We start from the raw sequence: 15,464 nt of genomic DNA, 5'->3' as shown, positions 1-15,464 counted from the left end.
GGAGGTCTCCACATGGTCCGAGGTGCGCGTCAGCTCGCCCTGCACGATGTCGAGCGTGCGGCGCTGTACATCGGCGAAGCCGAGCCAGGTGGACAGAAGCTCCGCGGTGACCGCGACCTTGGCGTCGCCGTCCGGCGTCGCGGAGACGTCCCGGGGCGCGGCATTCCGAGGGCCGGTCTGGACGGCGTCGTGGGCAGCGGACTTGAACATACTGGTGCTCCTTGGAAACTCTACCCGGATCCCCGATCAGGTCGGGGCGGTGCGGGGGCGTTCGCCGACGGCGTCGAAGGCGCGCAGCATTTCGGCGGGGATTTGGGCAAGCGGCAGTTCGACCGCGACCGCGCCGGCTTCCCTGGCGGCGCGCGGCATTCCATAGACGACGCAGCTCGATTCCTGCTCGCCGATGGTGAAGGCGCCGGCGTCATGCATCGCCTTCATGCCGATGGCGCCGTCACGGCCCATGCCGGACAGGATGACGCCGACCGCGTTGTTGCCGGCCGCCTTGGCGACGGAGGCGAACAGCACGTCGACCGACGGGCGGTGGCCGCTGACCGCGGGGGTGTCCTGGATGTGGCAGACGAAGCCGGCGGTGTCGCGGACGATGGCGAGATGCCGGTCGCCGGGGGCGATCAGCACCAGCCCCTGGGCCGGGCGGTCGCCATGGACGGCGACCCGCACGGTGGGGGCGGACAGCCGGTCGAGCCGCGCCGCGAAGCTGGGCACATAGCTGGGGCCCATATGCTGGGTGATGACGATGGGCGGGCAGTCGGCCGGCATGGCGGCCAGCACGTCGCGGATGCGCTCCACCCCGCCCGTCGAGGCGCCGACCGCGATCAGCCGCTTGCCCGAGCCGGCACGCCGCGGCGTCGGTAGGACGCCATGGGTGGCAGCCGGGCGGCGCATGGTCAGGCGCGCGGTGACGGCGACGCGGATCTTGGAAACCAGCTCCATCGCCGTCGCCTCGAAGCCCTGCCCGTCGGAGCCACCGGGCTTGGCGACGCAGTCAACCGCCCCCAGCTCGAGCGCGCGGATGGCGGCATCCGACCCCTCCCGGGTCAGGGAGGAGACCATGATGACCGGCGTCGGCCGCAGGGTCATGATCTTCTCCAGGAAGGACAGCCCGTCCATCTTCGGCATCTCGACGTCCAACGTGATGACGTCTGGGTTGGTGGCCTTGATGACCTCGCGCGCTTCGAAGGGATCGCGGGCGACCCCGGCCACCTCCATCCCCGTCTCCCGGGTCAGGATGTCCTTCAGCATTTCGCGCATCAACGCGCTGTCGTCGACGATGACGACGCGGATCGGTCTGGGCATGGGTCAGCTCCCTTCCGGATCGGCGGGGGTGAACAGTTCGACCTCGCCCTCCTCGGGGGCCTGGCTCAGGTGCGTGATGAAACGCCGTTCGCGGGTGACGGTGTCGGCCGCCGCCTCCGGCCGCAGCAGGCGGCGAAGCGCGCGTCCGCTGTGCGGGAAGTAATGCACCCGCCGGGCGGAGCCTCCGCCCAGATCGTGGCCGGCCAGCGTCAGCCCCTCCGTCCGTACGTAATCCAGTGCGAAGCGGCAGTTCAGCCCGCCGATGTCGTAGCTCGATTCGATGACGCGCCCGCCGCCGAACAGCTTGACCTGCAGGCGTTGGCGTTGGGCACCGGCGGCCAGCAGCGCGTTGATCAGCCGCTCCATGGCGACGGAGCCGTAGCGCGCGGCCATGCCGGCCCCCTCAAGCTCGCTCGCCGGCAGGTCGGGCAGCATGAAATGGTTCATGCCACCGATGCCGCGCACCGGGTCATGAATGCAGGCCGCCACGCAGGAACCCAGCGTCGTCGCGATCATCAGGTCGGGACGGTCGCTGACCGCCTGCTGGCCCAGCCCGATCTTGACGGTGTCGGCATTGAATTCCCGGTTGAAGTAGCGCCCGCTTCCCATGCGGTTGCGGAGAGTCGGGCCGGCTGGCTCCTGCCGGGGGAGGGGTTCGGCGTTCATCGCTCACTCCCTCCGATAGATGGTCGGACCGGCCTGCCGGAACAGGTTCGACACGCCATACAGGCTCTCCGAGTGGCCGAGGAACAGATATCCGCCAGGGCGGAGCATCCGGGCGAAGTTCTCTATCACCTGCATCCGGCCACGGCGGTCGAAATAAATCAGGACGTTGCGGCAAAAGATCGCATCGAACGGGCCGGACATCGGCCAATGTTCCAGCAGGTTCAGGGGCTTGACGGTCACGAGGCGCTTCAGCTCCTCGCCCATCGCCACAGCCGGCTCGCCGTCCAGCCGGGTGTCCGTGGTGAAGCGCTGGCGGATCGCCGGCGGAATGCCGGTGGCGCCCGACAGCGGGTAGATGCCGCGCCGGGCGGTCTCCACCATGTGGGTGTCGATGTCGGTGGCGAGGATGCGGGCATCCCAGCGGCGCAGTTCCGCCCCCATGGCGGAAACCAGCACCATCGCCATGGTGTAGGGCTCCGGCCCGGAGGAGCAGCCGGCCGACCACAGCCGCAGCCGCGGTTTCGGCTTGTGGGCGTTCAGCGCCCGCAGTTCCGGCAGGACGGTGGAGGCGAGAAAGTCGAAATGGTGCGATTCGCGGTAGAAGCTGGTCAGGTTGGTGGTCAGCGCGTTGACCAGGAACCCGATCTCGTCTGCCACGCCGTCGCTTTGCAGAAGGGCGCAATAGGCGTCGAAATCGGGCAGCCGCAATTCGCGCAGGCGGCGTGCCAGCCGGGCATAGACCATCTCCGCCTTGTGCGGCGCCAGCGCGATGCCGGCCAGCTGATAGAGCAGGCCGGCGATCAGGTCGAAATGGTGCCGCTCGAAATGGAATTCGCGCGCGCCACCGAACACCGCGGCCGGCGCGGCCGGGGGGCGCCGCAGCGTCTCGGGTTCGGTCAGTGAGGCGGGCGAGCGGTCGGTCATCGCGGCACCGGGGGCGTCATCAAGAGACCTCGGGTCAGGCTGATCTGCGATCGAGGGTGAAGAAGGTCATCTGCTGGCGCAGCTGGTCGGCCTGATCCTCCAGGGAGCGGGCGGCGGCGGTGCTTTCCTCCACCAGGGCGGCGTTTTTCTGAGTCATCTCGTCCATCTGGGAGATGGCGATGTTGACCTCGTCAAGGCCGGACGCCTGCTCGGCGGTCGCCCGCGCGATCTCCGACACCAGATCGGCGACGCGGCCGATGCCCGACACGATCTCCGTCAGGGAGCTGCCGGCCGACCGCACGAGGTCGACGCCATCGCGAACCTGCCCACCGCTGTCCAGGATCAGCGCCTTGATCTCCTTCGACGCCTGGGCGGAGCGTTGGGCGAGCTGCCTCACCTCCTGCGCCACCACGGCGAAGCCGCGCCCGGCGTCGCCGGCCCGCGCCGCCTCCACCGCCGCGTTCAGCGCCAGCAGGTTGGTCTGGAAGGCGATCTCGTCGATCACCCCGATGATGTCGGAGATCTTCTGCGACGACTGTTCGATCCGGCGCATCGCCTCCACAGCGCTGGTCGCCACCTGCCCGCCGCGCGAGGCCGCGGCGCGCGCCTCGGTGGCGTAGCCGTTGACCTGCTGGGCGTTGTCGGCGTTGGAGCGCACGGTGGCGGCGAGCTGTTCCATGCTGGCCGCGGTCTCCTCCAGCGAGGAGGCCTGCTGTTCCGTCCGCTCCGACAGGTCCATGCTGCCCTCCGCCACCTCGCGGCTGGCGATGGCGATGGAGCCGGCGGCATGGTCGATGCGCTGCACGATCTCCGACAAACGGGCGACCGTGCCGTTGAAATCGTCCTTCAGCCGCTGGAACACGCCTTCATACTGCTTGTCGATGCGGCTGGTCAGGTCGCCGCGCGACAGGGATTCCAGCACCGTTGCCAACTCCTCGGTGACGGCGGCGATGTTCCCGGACAGGCGGTTGATGCCTTCGCTGACCAGCCGGAAGAAGCCGCTCTTGCCGTCCAACGGGATGCGGTGGGTGAAGTCGCCGCGCACCGCATTCTCCACCATGGCGCCGATCTCCGCCTCGATCGCCAGCTCCTCGGTCAGGTCGCGCCATTCGATGACGGTGCCGAGCCGCTCGCCCCGACGGCTGACCACCGGGTTGGCGATGACCTGGAAGGTGCGGCCACCGGTCTTGGCCAAACCACGATGGGTGTGGGTCAGGTCGGTCAGCAGGCGGCGCTGGTGGGCTGGGTCGCGGTGGAAGGTGTCGAAATTCTGTCCGACCAGCCTGCTCGGATCGAAGCCGGGCAGCGCGGTCCGCAGGTCGGCCTCGGCATGGCGGAACATCGCCATGATCGAGTCGTTGGCGTAGAGGATGCGGCCGTCGGCATCGGCCATCATGATGTTGGCCGACACCTGTTCCAGCGCGATGCGGGAGCGCAGGGCCTCCACCGCCTCGTCCTTGAAGGCGTCGACGGCGCGGGCCATGTCGCCCAACTCGTCCTGCTGGCCGGTATGGGGGACGCTGACCGACAGCTTGCCCTCCGTCAGTTCGGTCATCACCCGGCGGATGCCGGTGACCGGTCCGACGATGGAGGCGGCGATGCGGTTGGCCGCGACGATGCCGATCACCAGCGACAGCAGACCCAGCCCGACCGTCAGGCGGATGGTGAAGGCGGCTTCGCTGCCGGCCTCCTGCTCGATGGCCCTGGAGCCGGCGGCGATGGAGGCGACGATGCCGTCGATGGCGCGGTTGACCGCGGATGCGGCGGTCACGAGGTCGTCGGTGCGGCGCTTGGCGTCGTCATTGGCGGCGACGATCTCGCGGAAGGCGTTGCGGTATTCGGCAGCGCGGGCGTCGACGTCGCGCAGGGCCACGGACAGGGCGGCATTGTTTTGCAGCAGGGTGGACAGCCGGGCGATCCCGTCGCCCATCGCCTTGCCTTCCGCCTCCACCTGGGCGGCGGCGGCCGGATCGCGCAGGCCGATGGCGCGGTTGGCGTAGAAGCGGGTCAGCAGCCAGCGCTTCTCCACCTCCTGCATGCCGAAAGCGATGTCCTTGTCGCCGGAGGCGTCGGCCGCGGCCACCGCCTCTTCCAGCCGCTTGGTCACCTGGGTGCCCAGCGGGTCCATGCGCTCGTGCAGCGTCCGGTCGGCGCGCTCGCGCACGGTCCGCACCGCGTCGAATTTCTCGTGGTAGGCGCCGTGCAGGCTGTTGAGGTCGGCGAAAGCGGCGGCCTGGGGGGAGGCCTTCATCATGGCCTGCCGGCCCGACATCGCCGATTCGAACTCCCCGCGCAGGACGCGCAGCCGGTCCAGCGCCTCGGTGGTGCCGAGATTGATGTATTCCCGGGTTTGCAGCCGTTGCGCACCCAGGCGGCTTTCCAGGTCCTTGGCGAAGACGGCGAGGTCGCCCGACGCGATGACGCTGTCGATGCGCCGGTTCAGCCCGTCCAGCCCATAGATGCCGGTGCCGGACTGGGCGGCGATCAGAACCAGCAGCAGGCCGAAGACCAGCCACAGCCGCTTGGCGATGCGCATGTTGCTGAGGAAGGTGCCGGATTTGGCAATCGTACCGTCGGTGGCCATCGCTGACGTTCCCTCTTTTTATGGCTTCTCGTTGCGGCCTGCGCAGCCGGGGGATGGCCAACCGGTATCAGGTCGGCTCCAGCGCCGCGCGGGTGGCGTCCTGGTCGACATGCTCGCCGGCGAACAGCTTCCCCACATTGAGCAGGGTCACCATCCGGTTCTCGGCGGTGTAGAGGCCGCTGAGATACTCGGCGTCGACCAGACCGCTGTCGACATCGGGCGGCGGCTTGATGGCGTCGTGGCCGATGGCGAGGATGTCGGAAATGGCGTCGACCAGGATGCCGCGCGTTCGCTCCCCCACCTGCATCACCACCACGACATGGCGCTTCGTCACCTGGGTCAGGCCGCCGCCGAAGCGGGCCCGCAGGTCGAAGATCGGGATGATGATGCCGCGCAGGTTGATCACGCCGCGAACATAGTCGGGAAGATTGGGCAGCCGGCTCTCCGGCGTCCAGCCGCGGATTTCCCTGACTGCCAGGATGTTGACTCCGTACTCCTCGCTGCCGACGGTGAAGGTGACGTATTGCTCCTCGCTGCCGTTCGCGGCGCCGGCCGGCTGGAGATCGGTACGGGAGCTGACAGGGGCGATTGCGGTGGAACTGCTCATCGCTGAACCTCAAACCGTTTGGCGTTGACGCTGGTCGGACTTGTCCGCCGGGGCGGGCAGGGACGGGGAAGGCGGGGTGCTGCCGGAGGCGTTGCCATTGCCGGCGCCAGTGCCTGAACCATGGCGGCTCATTTCGCGCAGGCCCGCCACGTCCAGGATCAGGGCGACCCGGCCGTCGCCGAGGATGGTGGCGGCGGCAACGCCGTCCAGCCGGCGGAAGTTGGATTCCAGGCTCTTGATGACGACCTGCTGCTGGCCCAGCACCTCGTCCACCACAAGGCCGAGGCGGGAGCCGTCCTCCGTCTCCACCAGCACGACCAGCCCCTTGGTGGCGTCGTCGATGGCCTTGGGGATGCCGAACAGCCGGTGGAGATGGACGAGCCGGACATATTCGCCGCGCGCCATCATGACGTCGCATTTGTTGACCAGCCCATGCAGGTCGGCGGGCTTGGGGCGCAGGCTTTCGACGATGTTGGTCAGCGGCAGGACGAAGCGCTCCTCCCCGACCGAGATCACCATGCCGTCCAGCACCGCCAGCGTCAGTGGCAGCGACAGGACGAAGCGAGACCCTTCGCCCGGCGTCGAATAGACGCCGATCCGCCCGCCCAGGCTGGAGATGTTCCGCCGCACCACGTCCATGCCGACGCCACGGCCCGACAGGTTCGACACCTGATCGGCGGTGGAGAAGCCGGGCAGAAAGATCAGGTGGTCGATTTCCTCGTCCGACAGGCTGGCACCCGGCTGCACCAGGCCCTTCTCGATGGCCTTCGACAGCACCTTGGCACGGTTGATGCCGCGGCCGTCGTCGGTCACCTCGATCACGATGCGGCCCGACCGGTGGGCGGCCGACAGATGCACGGTGCCGGCGCGCGGCTTGCCGACGCGCTCCCGCTCCTCCGGGCCTTCCAGCCCATGGTCGATGGAGTTGCGGATCATGTGGGTCAGCGGGTCGACGAGGTTCTCCACCACCGTCTTGTCGACCTCCGTCGTCTCGCCGGTGGTGACCAGCATCACCTCCTTGCCGGTCACGGCGGCGCATTCGCGCACCAGCCGTGGCATGCGCGAGAAGACGCTGGAAACCGGCTGGGCGCGGATCGACATCACGCTTTCCCGCAGTTCGCGGGTGTGCTGGGCGAGGCCTTCCAGCCCCTCCAGCAGTTCCTGGAACTGGCCCGGCGGCAGGTCGCGCAGATGCTCGGCGATCATCGCCTGGGTGATGACCATCTCGCCGACCATGTTGACCAGCCGGTCGATCTTGTCGAGATCGACGCGGATGGTGTGGGTGGCCGGCCCGGCATGGTCGGTGCCGCCGTTCGTCCGCCTGGCGCCGTCGCCGGGCTTCGCTGCGCCCGATGTGGTGGCGGCCGGGGTGGCGGGTGCGGCTGCGGAGGCAACCGGCTCCGGCAGGTTGACGGCAGGGGCGGGCGTGACCGGCTCCACTGGCGCAATGAGCGCGGGGACGATGATCGCTGGCGGCGGGGCTTCGGCGCTGATGCGGATGTCGCAATCGTCGGCGACGAACTCGAACACGTCGTCGATCTGGGCGCGGTTCACCTGCGGGTCGGCCAGCAGCGTCACCGTCCAGGACAGGTGCAGCAGTTCGGCGTCGAGGTCGCGCAGGGGGGGCAGCCTGTCCAGATGGCAGATCACCTCCGCCTCGCCCAGTCGGCGCAGGGCGCGCAGCATGTAGGTCGGCTCGTTGCCCGACAGCAGCAGTTCGGCCTTCGGGCGGAAGACGATGGTCCAGCGGACTTTGCCTTCGGGAACGGGACCCGCAGCGCGCGCCGGCTGGTCGTCGCGCGCGGCCTGGATCGCCGCCAGCGCGTCGCCGAAGATGCCGGCCTCGTCATCCTCGTCGTCGGGATAGAAGCCTGCGGCGGCCTGGATGGCGGCGGGCGGCGCCTCGTCCGCCGGCTCCCCGCTCCTGTCCAGGAAACGGCGGAGGGCGGCGACGGTGTCGTCGGTTGTGCCGGCCGGCGCCTCGGTTTCGTCGGCGGCGTGGGCCAGCAGGCGGGCCAGCACGTCGTTGGCGCGGATCAGCGTGTCGACCAGTTCGGTGCTGACCGGGATTTCGGCGTTGCGCACGCCGTCCATCACCGTTTCGAACTCATGCGCGAAAGCCACGAGGTCGTTGAAGCCGAAGGCGCCGCCGCCGCCCTTGATCGAATGGACGGCGCGGAAGATCGCATTCACCTCGTCCATGTCGATGTCGCCGGGGGCGAGGCGCAGCAGCCCGGCCTCGGCGACCGCCAGGAGTTCGGCGCTCTCGTCGAAGTAGGTCTGTTTGAAGCGGCTGAGATCGTCCACGGCTGCACCCCTCCCTGAATCCGGCGGCTTGCGGTCAGCCGCAGACCTTCTGCACCACCGACACCAGCTTGTCGGGGTTGAAGGGCTTCACGATCCAGCCGGTGGCGCCGGCGGCGCGGCCTTCCGCCTTCTTGCTCTCGTCCGCCTCGGTGGTCAGCATCAGGATCGGCAGGGTGCGGTGGGCAGGGATGGCGCGCAGCTTGCGTATCAGGGTCAGCCCGTCCATCACCGGCATGTTCAGGTCGGTGATGACCAGATCCACCTTGTTGGTGGCGATGGCACTCATCGCCTGCTGGCCGTCGGCGGCTTCCACCACGTCATAGCCGGCACCCCGCAGGGTGAAGGACACCATGTCGCGCATGGTGCGCGAATCGTCCACCGTCATCACTTTCTTCTTCACGCTCGGCTCCATTGCTTCAGCCAGACGGCGAGTCCCAGATCCTCGCACGCTTCCGACAGGACCTCGGACGGGGTGGCGAGGACGAAGGCGGCCCCGCGCTCGGCCGCATCGCGGGCGGCGACGACCAGCGCCTGGATGCAGGCGGCGCTGATGCGCTCCACGGCGTCGGCCTGGACGGTGACGTCGGCCGAGGCCTTGAAAGCCGCGCGCAAACTGTCCAGCAGAGGTTGCGCCATGGGCAAATCGAGGTCGCTCGGCAGGCCCAGGCGGAGCCGGCCGTCATCCTCCTCCGTCCACTTGATCAGCGACACGCCACCCCTCCGTCTACGGCAGGCACATTCTTGCGCATTCCGGTTGCAGCAGCGACGTTGCCAGACTGCGTCTCAAGGATTCGTTAAGCGCAAGCTTCGGACGGAGGGGGCGGCGGCGGGAAGTTGGGGATAACCGCAATCAAAAATGGGACATGGTGGAGGGGCAGGCCCCCGGCAGGATGCGTCAGCCTTTTACCGGCGCGATCAGCGGACGGAATTCGGCCAGGACGGACTGATAGACCGGCCGCTTGAAGGCGACGATCAGGCCCGGCAGTTCTTCGGCGCCGATCCATTTCCAGGCGTCGAATTCCGGGTGGTCGGTGTCGAGCCGGATGTCGGCCTCGGCACCGGTGAAGCGGGCCAGCATCCACATCTGCTCCTGCCCGCGCCAGCGGCCCTTCCACACCTTGCCCAGCAGATCGTCGGGCAGGTCGTAGCGGTGGGGGGCGGCGGTCATGGCGATGAACTCCGCGTTCGCCGTGCCGATTTCCTCCTCCAGCTCGCGGAAGGCGGCGCTGCGGGCATCCTCGCCGTCGTCGATGCCGCCCTGGGGCATCTGCCAGTCGGCCTCAGACCCGCAACGCTTGGCGACGAACACCTCGCCGCGGTCGTTCAGCAGCATGATGCCGACGCAGGGGCGGTAGGGCAGGGTGTTGCGGTCGATGATGGCGGTCATGCCGGAGGACTCCGTTCGGATCAGGCTTTGGTGAGGAAGAAATAGACGGTCATCGCCGCCCCAACCAGGATCACCAGCTTGCGCAGGACCGGCGGCGGGATGTGGCGGGCGACCGAAGCGCCGGCGTAGCCGCCGGCCATCGCGGCGACCAGCATGATCAGCGCCTCCGTCCAATAGACCGCGCCGCCGGCGACGAAGGCCGCCACCGCCACTGCGTTGAGGCAGCCGGAGACCAGCGACTTCAGCCCGTTCATCGCATGCAGGTCGGTCAGGCCGAAGACGCCGAGCGTCGCCAGGATCAGGATGCCAATGCCGCCGCCGAAATAGCCGCCATAGACCGCGATCAGGAACTGCACCGCCAGCACAGTGCCGTGGCCGATGGTGACGTTGCGGCGGACCCAGGCCGAGGCGGTCGGGCCGATGGCGAACAACAGCGTGGCGAACAGCAGCAGCCACGGCACGATGACCTCGAAGGTCCGCTGCGGCGTCCATAACAGCAGCAACGCCCCCAGCAGTCCGCCGACGAGGCTGATGCCGAGGAAAGAGGGCAGGTGCACCTCGCGGATGCGTCCCAGCTCCCGCCGGTAGCCGAAGGCGCTGGCAAGCGCGCCGGGAGACACCGCGACGGTGCTGGTGGCGTTGGCGTTCAGCGGCGGCACGCCGGCCAGGATCAGTGCGGGGAAGGTCAGGAAGCTGCCGCCCCCGGCCACGGCGTTCAGCACGCCGGCGAAGAAGGCGGAGACGATCAGCAGCAGCGTCAGCATGTCACCCTACCCGAAAGCCCTGTGGCCCGAAAACCTTGTCCCGGCGCGGCCGGCGCGTTGCGTTTTGCACACGCCCGCCCATACCGCAACGCCGAAGTCCCACAACCACGCGGCTTTCGCAACCCCGAACAATTCGTTAAGGTCGTCGTCCCTTCAACGGATAGAGTGTCCGGAGACCTCCATGTCCGCCCTGCTCGATACCACCGACGCCCTGCACGACCAGATGATCGCCCTCGGCCGCGCCGCCCGCGCCGCCGCGGCCGCGCTGGCGACCGTGCCAGGGCCGTCGAAGGACCGGGCCCTGAGGGCGGCGGCGGCGGCCATCCGCGCCCGCGCCGCCGAGATCAAGGCCGCGAATGCGGAAGACATGGCGAGCGCCCGCGACCTGTCCGGCCCCATGCGCGAACGGCTGATGCTGGACGACACGCGCATCGAGGCGATGGCCAAGGGGCTTGAGGACATCGCCGACTTCCCCGATCCCATCGGCGGCGTGCTGGCGGAGTGGACGCGGCCCAACGGCCTGCGCATCCAGCGCGTCCGCGTGCCGCTTGGCGTCGTCGGCATCATCTATGAAAGCCGGCCCAACGTGACGGCGGATGCCGGCGGCATCTGCCTGAAGTCGGGCAACGCCGCCATCCTGCGCGGCGGGTCGGAGAGCATCCGCTCGTCCCGCGCCATCGCGTCCTGTCTGGCCCAGGGCCTGCGCGAGGCCGGGCTGCCGGAGGCGGCGATCCAACTGGTGCCGACCACCGACCGCGCCGCCGTCGGCCATATGCTGACCATGCGCGATTACATCGACGTCATCATTCCACGCGGCGGCAAGTCGCTGATCCAGCGCATCGCCGACGAGAGCCGGGTGCCGGTCATCAAGCATCTGGACGGCAACTGCCACGTCTATGTCGATGCCGCCGCCGACCTGGAGAAGGCCCGCAAGGTGGTGCTGAACGCCAAGATGCGCCGCACCTCCATCTGCGGCGCCGCCGAGACCCTGCTGGTCGACCGCACCATCGCCGACACTGCCCTGCCGGTTCTGGTGAAGGATCTGCTGGATGCCGGCTGCGCGGTGCGCGGCGATGCGGCGGCCCAGGCGGCCGATCCGCGGGTGACGGCGGTGGCGCCGGAGGATTGGGACACCGAGTATCTCGACGCCATCATCGCCTGCGGCGTGGTGGACGGGGTGGATGGGGCCATCGACCACATCAACACCCACAGCTCCCACCACACCGAATCGATCCTGACCGAGGATCCGGCGGTGGCGGAGCGGTTCCTGTCCCGGGTGGACAGCGGCATCGTGCTGTGGAATGCCTCGACCCAGTTCGCCGATGGCGGCGAGTTCGGTATGGGGGCGGAGATCGGCATCTCCACCGACAAGTTCCACGCCCGCGGCCCAGTGGGAGCCGAGCAGCTGACCAGCTACAAGTATGTCGTGCGCGGCGATGGCCAGACGCGGCCTTAAGGTGAGTGCCCTCTCCCGCCCCGGGAGAGGGAGGGGACCCGCCGAAGGCGGGGAGGGTGAGGGGCGATCCGAACATGGATCCCCTGCTCCTCGCATCACCCCTCACCCTTCCCATGCTCCGCATGGGCCCCTTCCCTCTCCCGTGGCGGGAGAGGGAGCCCATTCGGGAGTGAAGAGTGCCCCCCATCTCTATTCCGGCCCGCTCTATGCGGGGCTGACCGTCGGCATCCTCGGCGGGTCGTTCAATCCGGCCCATGCCGGGCACCGGCATATCAGCCTGTTCGCGCTGAAGGCGCTCGGGCTCGACCGCGTCTGGTGGATGGTCAGCCCGCAGAACCCGCTCAAGTCCACCTCCGGCATGGCGTCGCTGCCCGAACGGCTGGCGGAGGCGCGGGCCGTTGCCGCCCATCCGCGGATCGAAGTGACGGCCATCGAGACCGCGCTGGGCACCCGCTACACCGCCGATACGCTGGCCAAGCTTCAGCGCCGCTTCCCCAAAACCCGCTTCGTATGGTTGATGGGGGCGGACAATTTGCGGCAAATTCCACGCTGGAAGCACTGGAATCGAATCTTCGACTCGGTGGCCGTTGCGGTTTTCGCCCGTCCAACCTATTCTCTTGGTGCGTTGAGCGGCAAGGCCGCCCAGCGCTACACCCGTCGGCGGGTGTCGGTGTCCGGGGTAAAAGGGCTGGCGCGCCGCAGGCGGCCGGCCTGGGCGTTCTTACGCAACTCCTTGCACCCGGCCTCGGCGACGGCGATCCGGCAGGCACGGGCCGCCGGGTCGTGACACCGTTGCAAGAGGTTGGAGCCATCACCACGCACACCGAAACGGCCGCGACCGCTCCGCGGCCAGCCGCCGTTCCCCAGATCCTGGAACCGCAGGACCTGAAGGCGCTCATCCAGGCGTCGCTCGACGCCGACCAGGCAGATGACGTGACCGTCATCGATCTCGCCGGGAAAACCACCTTCGCCGATTACATGATCGTGGCGTCGGGCCGCAACACGCGGCACATCGCTGCCATGGCCATGAAGCTGGCCGAAAAGCTGAAGCAGGCCGGCGTCCGCGGCGTCGAGATGGAAGGCATGGCCCAGTGCGACTGGGTGCTGGTCGATGCCGGCGACGTGATCGTCCACCTGTTCAAGCCGGAAGTCCGGACCTTCTACAACATCGAAAAGATGTGGGGTCTGGAACTGCCGACGCCGTCGGGCACGGCGCGGCTGAGCGCCTGACGGGCCGGAGGCGGAGGGCCGCATCATGCGTCTGTGGCTCGCCGCCGTTGGGCGGTCGCGGGGCGGACCGACCCGCGACCTGTTCGACGAGTATGTCGGACGGCTCAGCTGGCCCTTCACCCTGAAGGAGGTCGAGGTGAAGAAACGCCTCTCCTCCGACGAATTGAAACGGCAGGAGGCTGAGCTGCTGCTCGCCGCCGTGCCGGCCGGCGCCATCGTCGTGGCGCTGGACGAACGCGGCAAGGCGCTGCCCAGCGAGACCTTCGCCGCCAAGATCGGCGACTGGCGCGACCGTGGCGCCGGCGATCTCGCCTTCCTGATCGGCGGTGCCGACGGCCATGGCGACGCGGTGCGCGCGCGGGCCGATTTCCTTCTCGCCTTCGGGCCGATGACCTGGCCCCATATGCTGGTGCGCGGCATGCTTGCGGAGCAACTCTATCGCGCTCAACAAATTCTTGCCGGTCACCCCTATCACAGGTCCTGATTCCAAGCGTCGCATCCGGCGCGCGGAAAAGCGCCGGAGCTGAAAAACACGAAACTCCGAGACCACAACCTTTCGAGAAAGGTAAGCGCGATGACCGAGACCAACCGACCCCGCCCTGTCGTCCTCTGCATTCTGGACGGCTGGGGCTATCGCGAGGAGCGGTCCGACAACGCGATTGCGCTGGGCGAGACCCCGAACTGGGATCGCCTGTGGTCGGCCGAACCGACGGCCTTCCTCGACGCCAGCGAGGAGGAGGTCGGCCTGCCGAAGGGCCAGATGGGCAACTCCGAGGTCGGGCACATGAATCTCGGCGCCGGCCGGGTGGTCATGCAGGATCTGGTGATGATCGACCACGCCATCGTCGAGGGCGAGCTTGAGCGCAACGCCGCGCTGAACGACCTCGTCAAGACGATGCACAGGACCGGCGGGCGCGTCCATCTGATGGGCCTGATGTCGCCGGGCGGCGTCCACTCGCACCAGGACCACATCGCCGCGCTGGCCGGCGTGCTGTCGCGCGAGGGTGTGCCGGTGGCGGTTCACGCCTTCACCGATGGCCGCGACGTTCCGCCGCAGAGCGCGAAGGATCAGGTCGCCGAGTTCATGGCCGATGTCTTCGAGCTGCCGGGCGTAGAGGTGGCGACCGTTATCGGCCGCTATTACGCCATGGACCGCGACAAGCGCTGGGACCGCGTCGCCAAGGCCTATGCCGCGATGACCAGGGCGGAGGGCGAGCGCGCCGCCGACCCGATCCAGGCCATCGAGCAGAGCTACGCCGCCGACAAGCATGACGAGTTCATCCTGCCGACGGTGATCGGCGATTACGCCGGCATGAAGGACGGCGACGCCATCCTGATGGCGAACTTCCGCGCCGACCGCGCCCGCGAGATCCTGGCCGCCTATGTCGAGAAGGATTTTGATGGCTTCCCGGTGGCCAACACCCCGGCGGGTGGCACGCCGAAGCTGGCCGCCGTGGTTGGCATGGTCGAATATTCGTCGGCGCTGGCGAAGCTCATGACAACCATCTTTCCGCCCAAAACCCTGACCAAGGTGCTGGGCGAGGTGGTTTCCGAGGCCGGATTGAAGCAGCTGCGCATCGCCGAGACGGAGAAGTATCCGCACGTCACCTTCTTCTTCAACGGTGGCGAGGAGCGGGTCTATGAGGGCGAGGACCGCATTCTGGTCCCGTCGCCGAAGGTGGCCACCTACGATCTCCAGCCGGAGATGTCGGCCTCGGAAGTGACCGACAAGCTGGTCGGCGCCATCGATTCGGGCAAATACGACCTGATCGTCGTCAACTTCGCCAACCCCGATATGGTCGGTCACAGCGGCATGCTGGATGCCGCCATCAAGGCCGTGCAGGCGGTCGACAGCAGCGTCGGTCAGGTTGAGGCCGCGGTGCGCCGCGCCGGCGGCACCATGCTGATCACCGCCGACCACGGCAACTGCGAGCTGATGAAGGACCCGGAGACCGGCGGCCCGCACACCGCCCACACGTTGGACAAGGTTCCGCTGGTGCTGGTCAACGGCCCGGCCGGCGCCCGCATCGACAGCGGCCGTCTGGCCGACATCGCCCCGACGCTGCTCGACCTGCTGGGCCTGCCCAAGCCGACCGAGATGACCGGCCGCAACCTGCTGGTCCGCACCGCCGCCCGCGCGGCGGCGGAATAACGGATGGCGCCCGTCCCCTTCGCGCCGTATTCCCCCTCTCCCCCCGGGGGAGAGGGGGAATACGGCGCGAAGG

Annotated in this window: 15 protein-coding genes; 5 read left to right on the top strand and 10 right to left on the bottom strand. The window is 68.5% G+C overall.

Going from position 1 to position 15,464, the window contains the following annotated elements; genetic code table 11:
- Positions 1-246: 246 nt before the first annotated feature.
- The 10 genes from GBZ48_RS09695 to GBZ48_RS09650 form a co-directional block, all read right to left on the bottom strand.
- On the bottom strand, positions 247-1,314 hold the full coding sequence (locus GBZ48_RS09695) for a protein-glutamate methylesterase/protein-glutamine glutaminase (protein ID WP_174470858.1): 1,068 nt from the start codon (positions 1,312-1,314) through the stop codon (positions 247-249).
- A 3-nt stretch (positions 1,315-1,317) separates the two neighbouring features.
- Complete coding sequence (locus GBZ48_RS09690; RefSeq protein ID WP_174470857.1) at positions 1,318-1,980, bottom strand: chemotaxis protein; 663 nt, start codon at positions 1,978-1,980, stop codon at positions 1,318-1,320.
- Positions 1,981-1,983: 3 nt separating this feature from the next.
- Positions 1,984-2,904: a CheR family methyltransferase gene (locus GBZ48_RS09685; RefSeq protein ID WP_174470856.1), complete on the bottom strand. Its 921-nt coding sequence runs from the start codon at positions 2,902-2,904 to the stop codon at positions 1,984-1,986.
- A 34-nt stretch (positions 2,905-2,938) separates the two neighbouring features.
- Positions 2,939-5,488, bottom strand: coding sequence for a methyl-accepting chemotaxis protein (locus GBZ48_RS09680; RefSeq protein WP_174470855.1), 2,550 nt, complete (start codon positions 5,486-5,488; stop codon positions 2,939-2,941).
- Between the two features lie 67 nt (positions 5,489-5,555).
- Positions 5,556-6,095, bottom strand: a complete 540-nt coding sequence (locus tag GBZ48_RS09675; RefSeq protein ID WP_098739194.1) for a chemotaxis protein CheW — start codon at positions 6,093-6,095, stop codon at positions 5,556-5,558.
- 9 nt (positions 6,096-6,104) lie between these two features.
- The gene (locus GBZ48_RS09670; RefSeq protein WP_174470854.1) at positions 6,105-8,402 is read right to left on the bottom strand and encodes a chemotaxis protein CheW; all 2,298 of its coding nucleotides are present in this window, start codon (positions 8,400-8,402) and stop codon (positions 6,105-6,107) included.
- 34 nt (positions 8,403-8,436) lie between these two features.
- Entirely contained in the window at positions 8,437-8,814 is a 378-nt protein-coding gene (locus GBZ48_RS09665; protein ID WP_098739196.1) for a response regulator, read from the bottom strand.
- Entirely contained in the window at positions 8,799-9,113 is a 315-nt protein-coding gene (locus GBZ48_RS09660; protein ID WP_174470853.1) for an STAS domain-containing protein, read from the bottom strand. The genes GBZ48_RS09665 and GBZ48_RS09660 overlap by 16 nt, the downstream gene beginning before the upstream one ends.
- A 184-nt stretch (positions 9,114-9,297) precedes the next feature.
- Complete coding sequence (locus GBZ48_RS09655) at positions 9,298-9,789, bottom strand: RNA pyrophosphohydrolase (RefSeq protein WP_174470852.1); 492 nt, start codon at positions 9,787-9,789, stop codon at positions 9,298-9,300.
- 20 nt (positions 9,790-9,809) lie between these two features.
- Positions 9,810-10,553, bottom strand: a complete 744-nt coding sequence (locus tag GBZ48_RS09650; RefSeq protein ID WP_174470851.1) for a sulfite exporter TauE/SafE family protein — start codon at positions 10,551-10,553, stop codon at positions 9,810-9,812.
- 181 nt (positions 10,554-10,734) lie between these two features.
- On the opposite strand from GBZ48_RS09650, the gene GBZ48_RS09645 reads away from it, so the two are divergent.
- The 5 genes from GBZ48_RS09645 (at position 10,735) to gpmI (ending at position 15,391) form a co-directional block, all read left to right on the top strand.
- Positions 10,735-12,009, top strand: a complete 1,275-nt coding sequence (locus tag GBZ48_RS09645) for a glutamate-5-semialdehyde dehydrogenase (RefSeq protein ID WP_174470850.1) — start codon at positions 10,735-10,737, stop codon at positions 12,007-12,009.
- Positions 12,010-12,178: 169 nt separating this feature from the next.
- Positions 12,179-12,796: a nicotinate-nucleotide adenylyltransferase gene (locus tag GBZ48_RS09640; protein WP_174470849.1), complete on the top strand. Its 618-nt coding sequence runs from the start codon at positions 12,179-12,181 to the stop codon at positions 12,794-12,796.
- On the top strand, positions 12,793-13,239 hold the full coding sequence (rsfS, locus tag GBZ48_RS09635) for a ribosome silencing factor (protein WP_174470848.1): 447 nt from the start codon (positions 12,793-12,795) through the stop codon (positions 13,237-13,239). The genes GBZ48_RS09640 and rsfS overlap by 4 nt, the downstream gene beginning before the upstream one ends.
- A 25-nt stretch (positions 13,240-13,264) precedes the next feature.
- Entirely contained in the window at positions 13,265-13,723 is a 459-nt protein-coding gene (rlmH, locus tag GBZ48_RS09630; RefSeq protein ID WP_174470847.1) for a 23S rRNA (pseudouridine(1915)-N(3))-methyltransferase RlmH, read from the top strand.
- 90 nt (positions 13,724-13,813) lie between these two features.
- Positions 13,814-15,391, top strand: coding sequence for a 2,3-bisphosphoglycerate-independent phosphoglycerate mutase (gene gpmI / locus GBZ48_RS09625; protein WP_174470846.1), 1,578 nt, complete (start codon positions 13,814-13,816; stop codon positions 15,389-15,391).
- Positions 15,392-15,464 lie beyond the last annotated feature (73 nt).

This window comes from Azospirillum melinis (assembly GCF_013340935.1).
In the GTDB taxonomy this organism is placed as follows: Bacteria; Pseudomonadota; Alphaproteobacteria; order Azospirillales; family Azospirillaceae; genus Azospirillum; species Azospirillum melinis.
Note: the sequence above shows the minus strand (reverse complement) of the source record. Positions and strands in the feature narration are given on the sequence as shown.

Excerpts from the sequence above, each read along its gene's own strand:
- GBZ48_RS09695 (WP_174470858.1), bottom strand. The coding sequence starts at position 1,314 with ATGCCCAGACCGATCCGCGTCGTCATCGTCGACGACAGCGCGTTGATG.
- GBZ48_RS09690 (WP_174470857.1), bottom strand. The coding sequence starts at position 1,980 with ATGAACGCCGAACCCCTCCCCCGGCAGGAGCCAGCCGGCCCGACTCTC.
- GBZ48_RS09685 (WP_174470856.1), bottom strand. The coding sequence starts at position 2,904 with ATGACCGACCGCTCGCCCGCCTCACTGACCGAACCCGAGACGCTGCGG.
- GBZ48_RS09680 (WP_174470855.1), bottom strand. The coding sequence starts at position 5,488 with ATGGCCACCGACGGTACGATTGCCAAATCCGGCACCTTCCTCAGCAAC.
- GBZ48_RS09675 (WP_098739194.1), bottom strand. The coding sequence starts at position 6,095 with ATGAGCAGTTCCACCGCAATCGCCCCTGTCAGCTCCCGTACCGATCTC.
- GBZ48_RS09665 (WP_098739196.1), bottom strand. The coding sequence starts at position 8,814 with ATGGAGCCGAGCGTGAAGAAGAAAGTGATGACGGTGGACGATTCGCGC.
- GBZ48_RS09655 (WP_174470852.1), bottom strand. The coding sequence starts at position 9,789 with ATGACCGCCATCATCGACCGCAACACCCTGCCCTACCGCCCCTGCGTC.
- GBZ48_RS09650 (WP_174470851.1), bottom strand. The coding sequence starts at position 10,553 with ATGCTGACGCTGCTGCTGATCGTCTCCGCCTTCTTCGCCGGCGTGCTG.
- GBZ48_RS09645 (WP_174470850.1), top strand. The coding sequence starts at position 10,735 with ATGTCCGCCCTGCTCGATACCACCGACGCCCTGCACGACCAGATGATC.
- rlmH (WP_174470847.1), top strand. The coding sequence starts at position 13,265 with ATGCGTCTGTGGCTCGCCGCCGTTGGGCGGTCGCGGGGCGGACCGACC.
- gpmI (WP_174470846.1), top strand. The coding sequence starts at position 13,814 with ATGACCGAGACCAACCGACCCCGCCCTGTCGTCCTCTGCATTCTGGAC.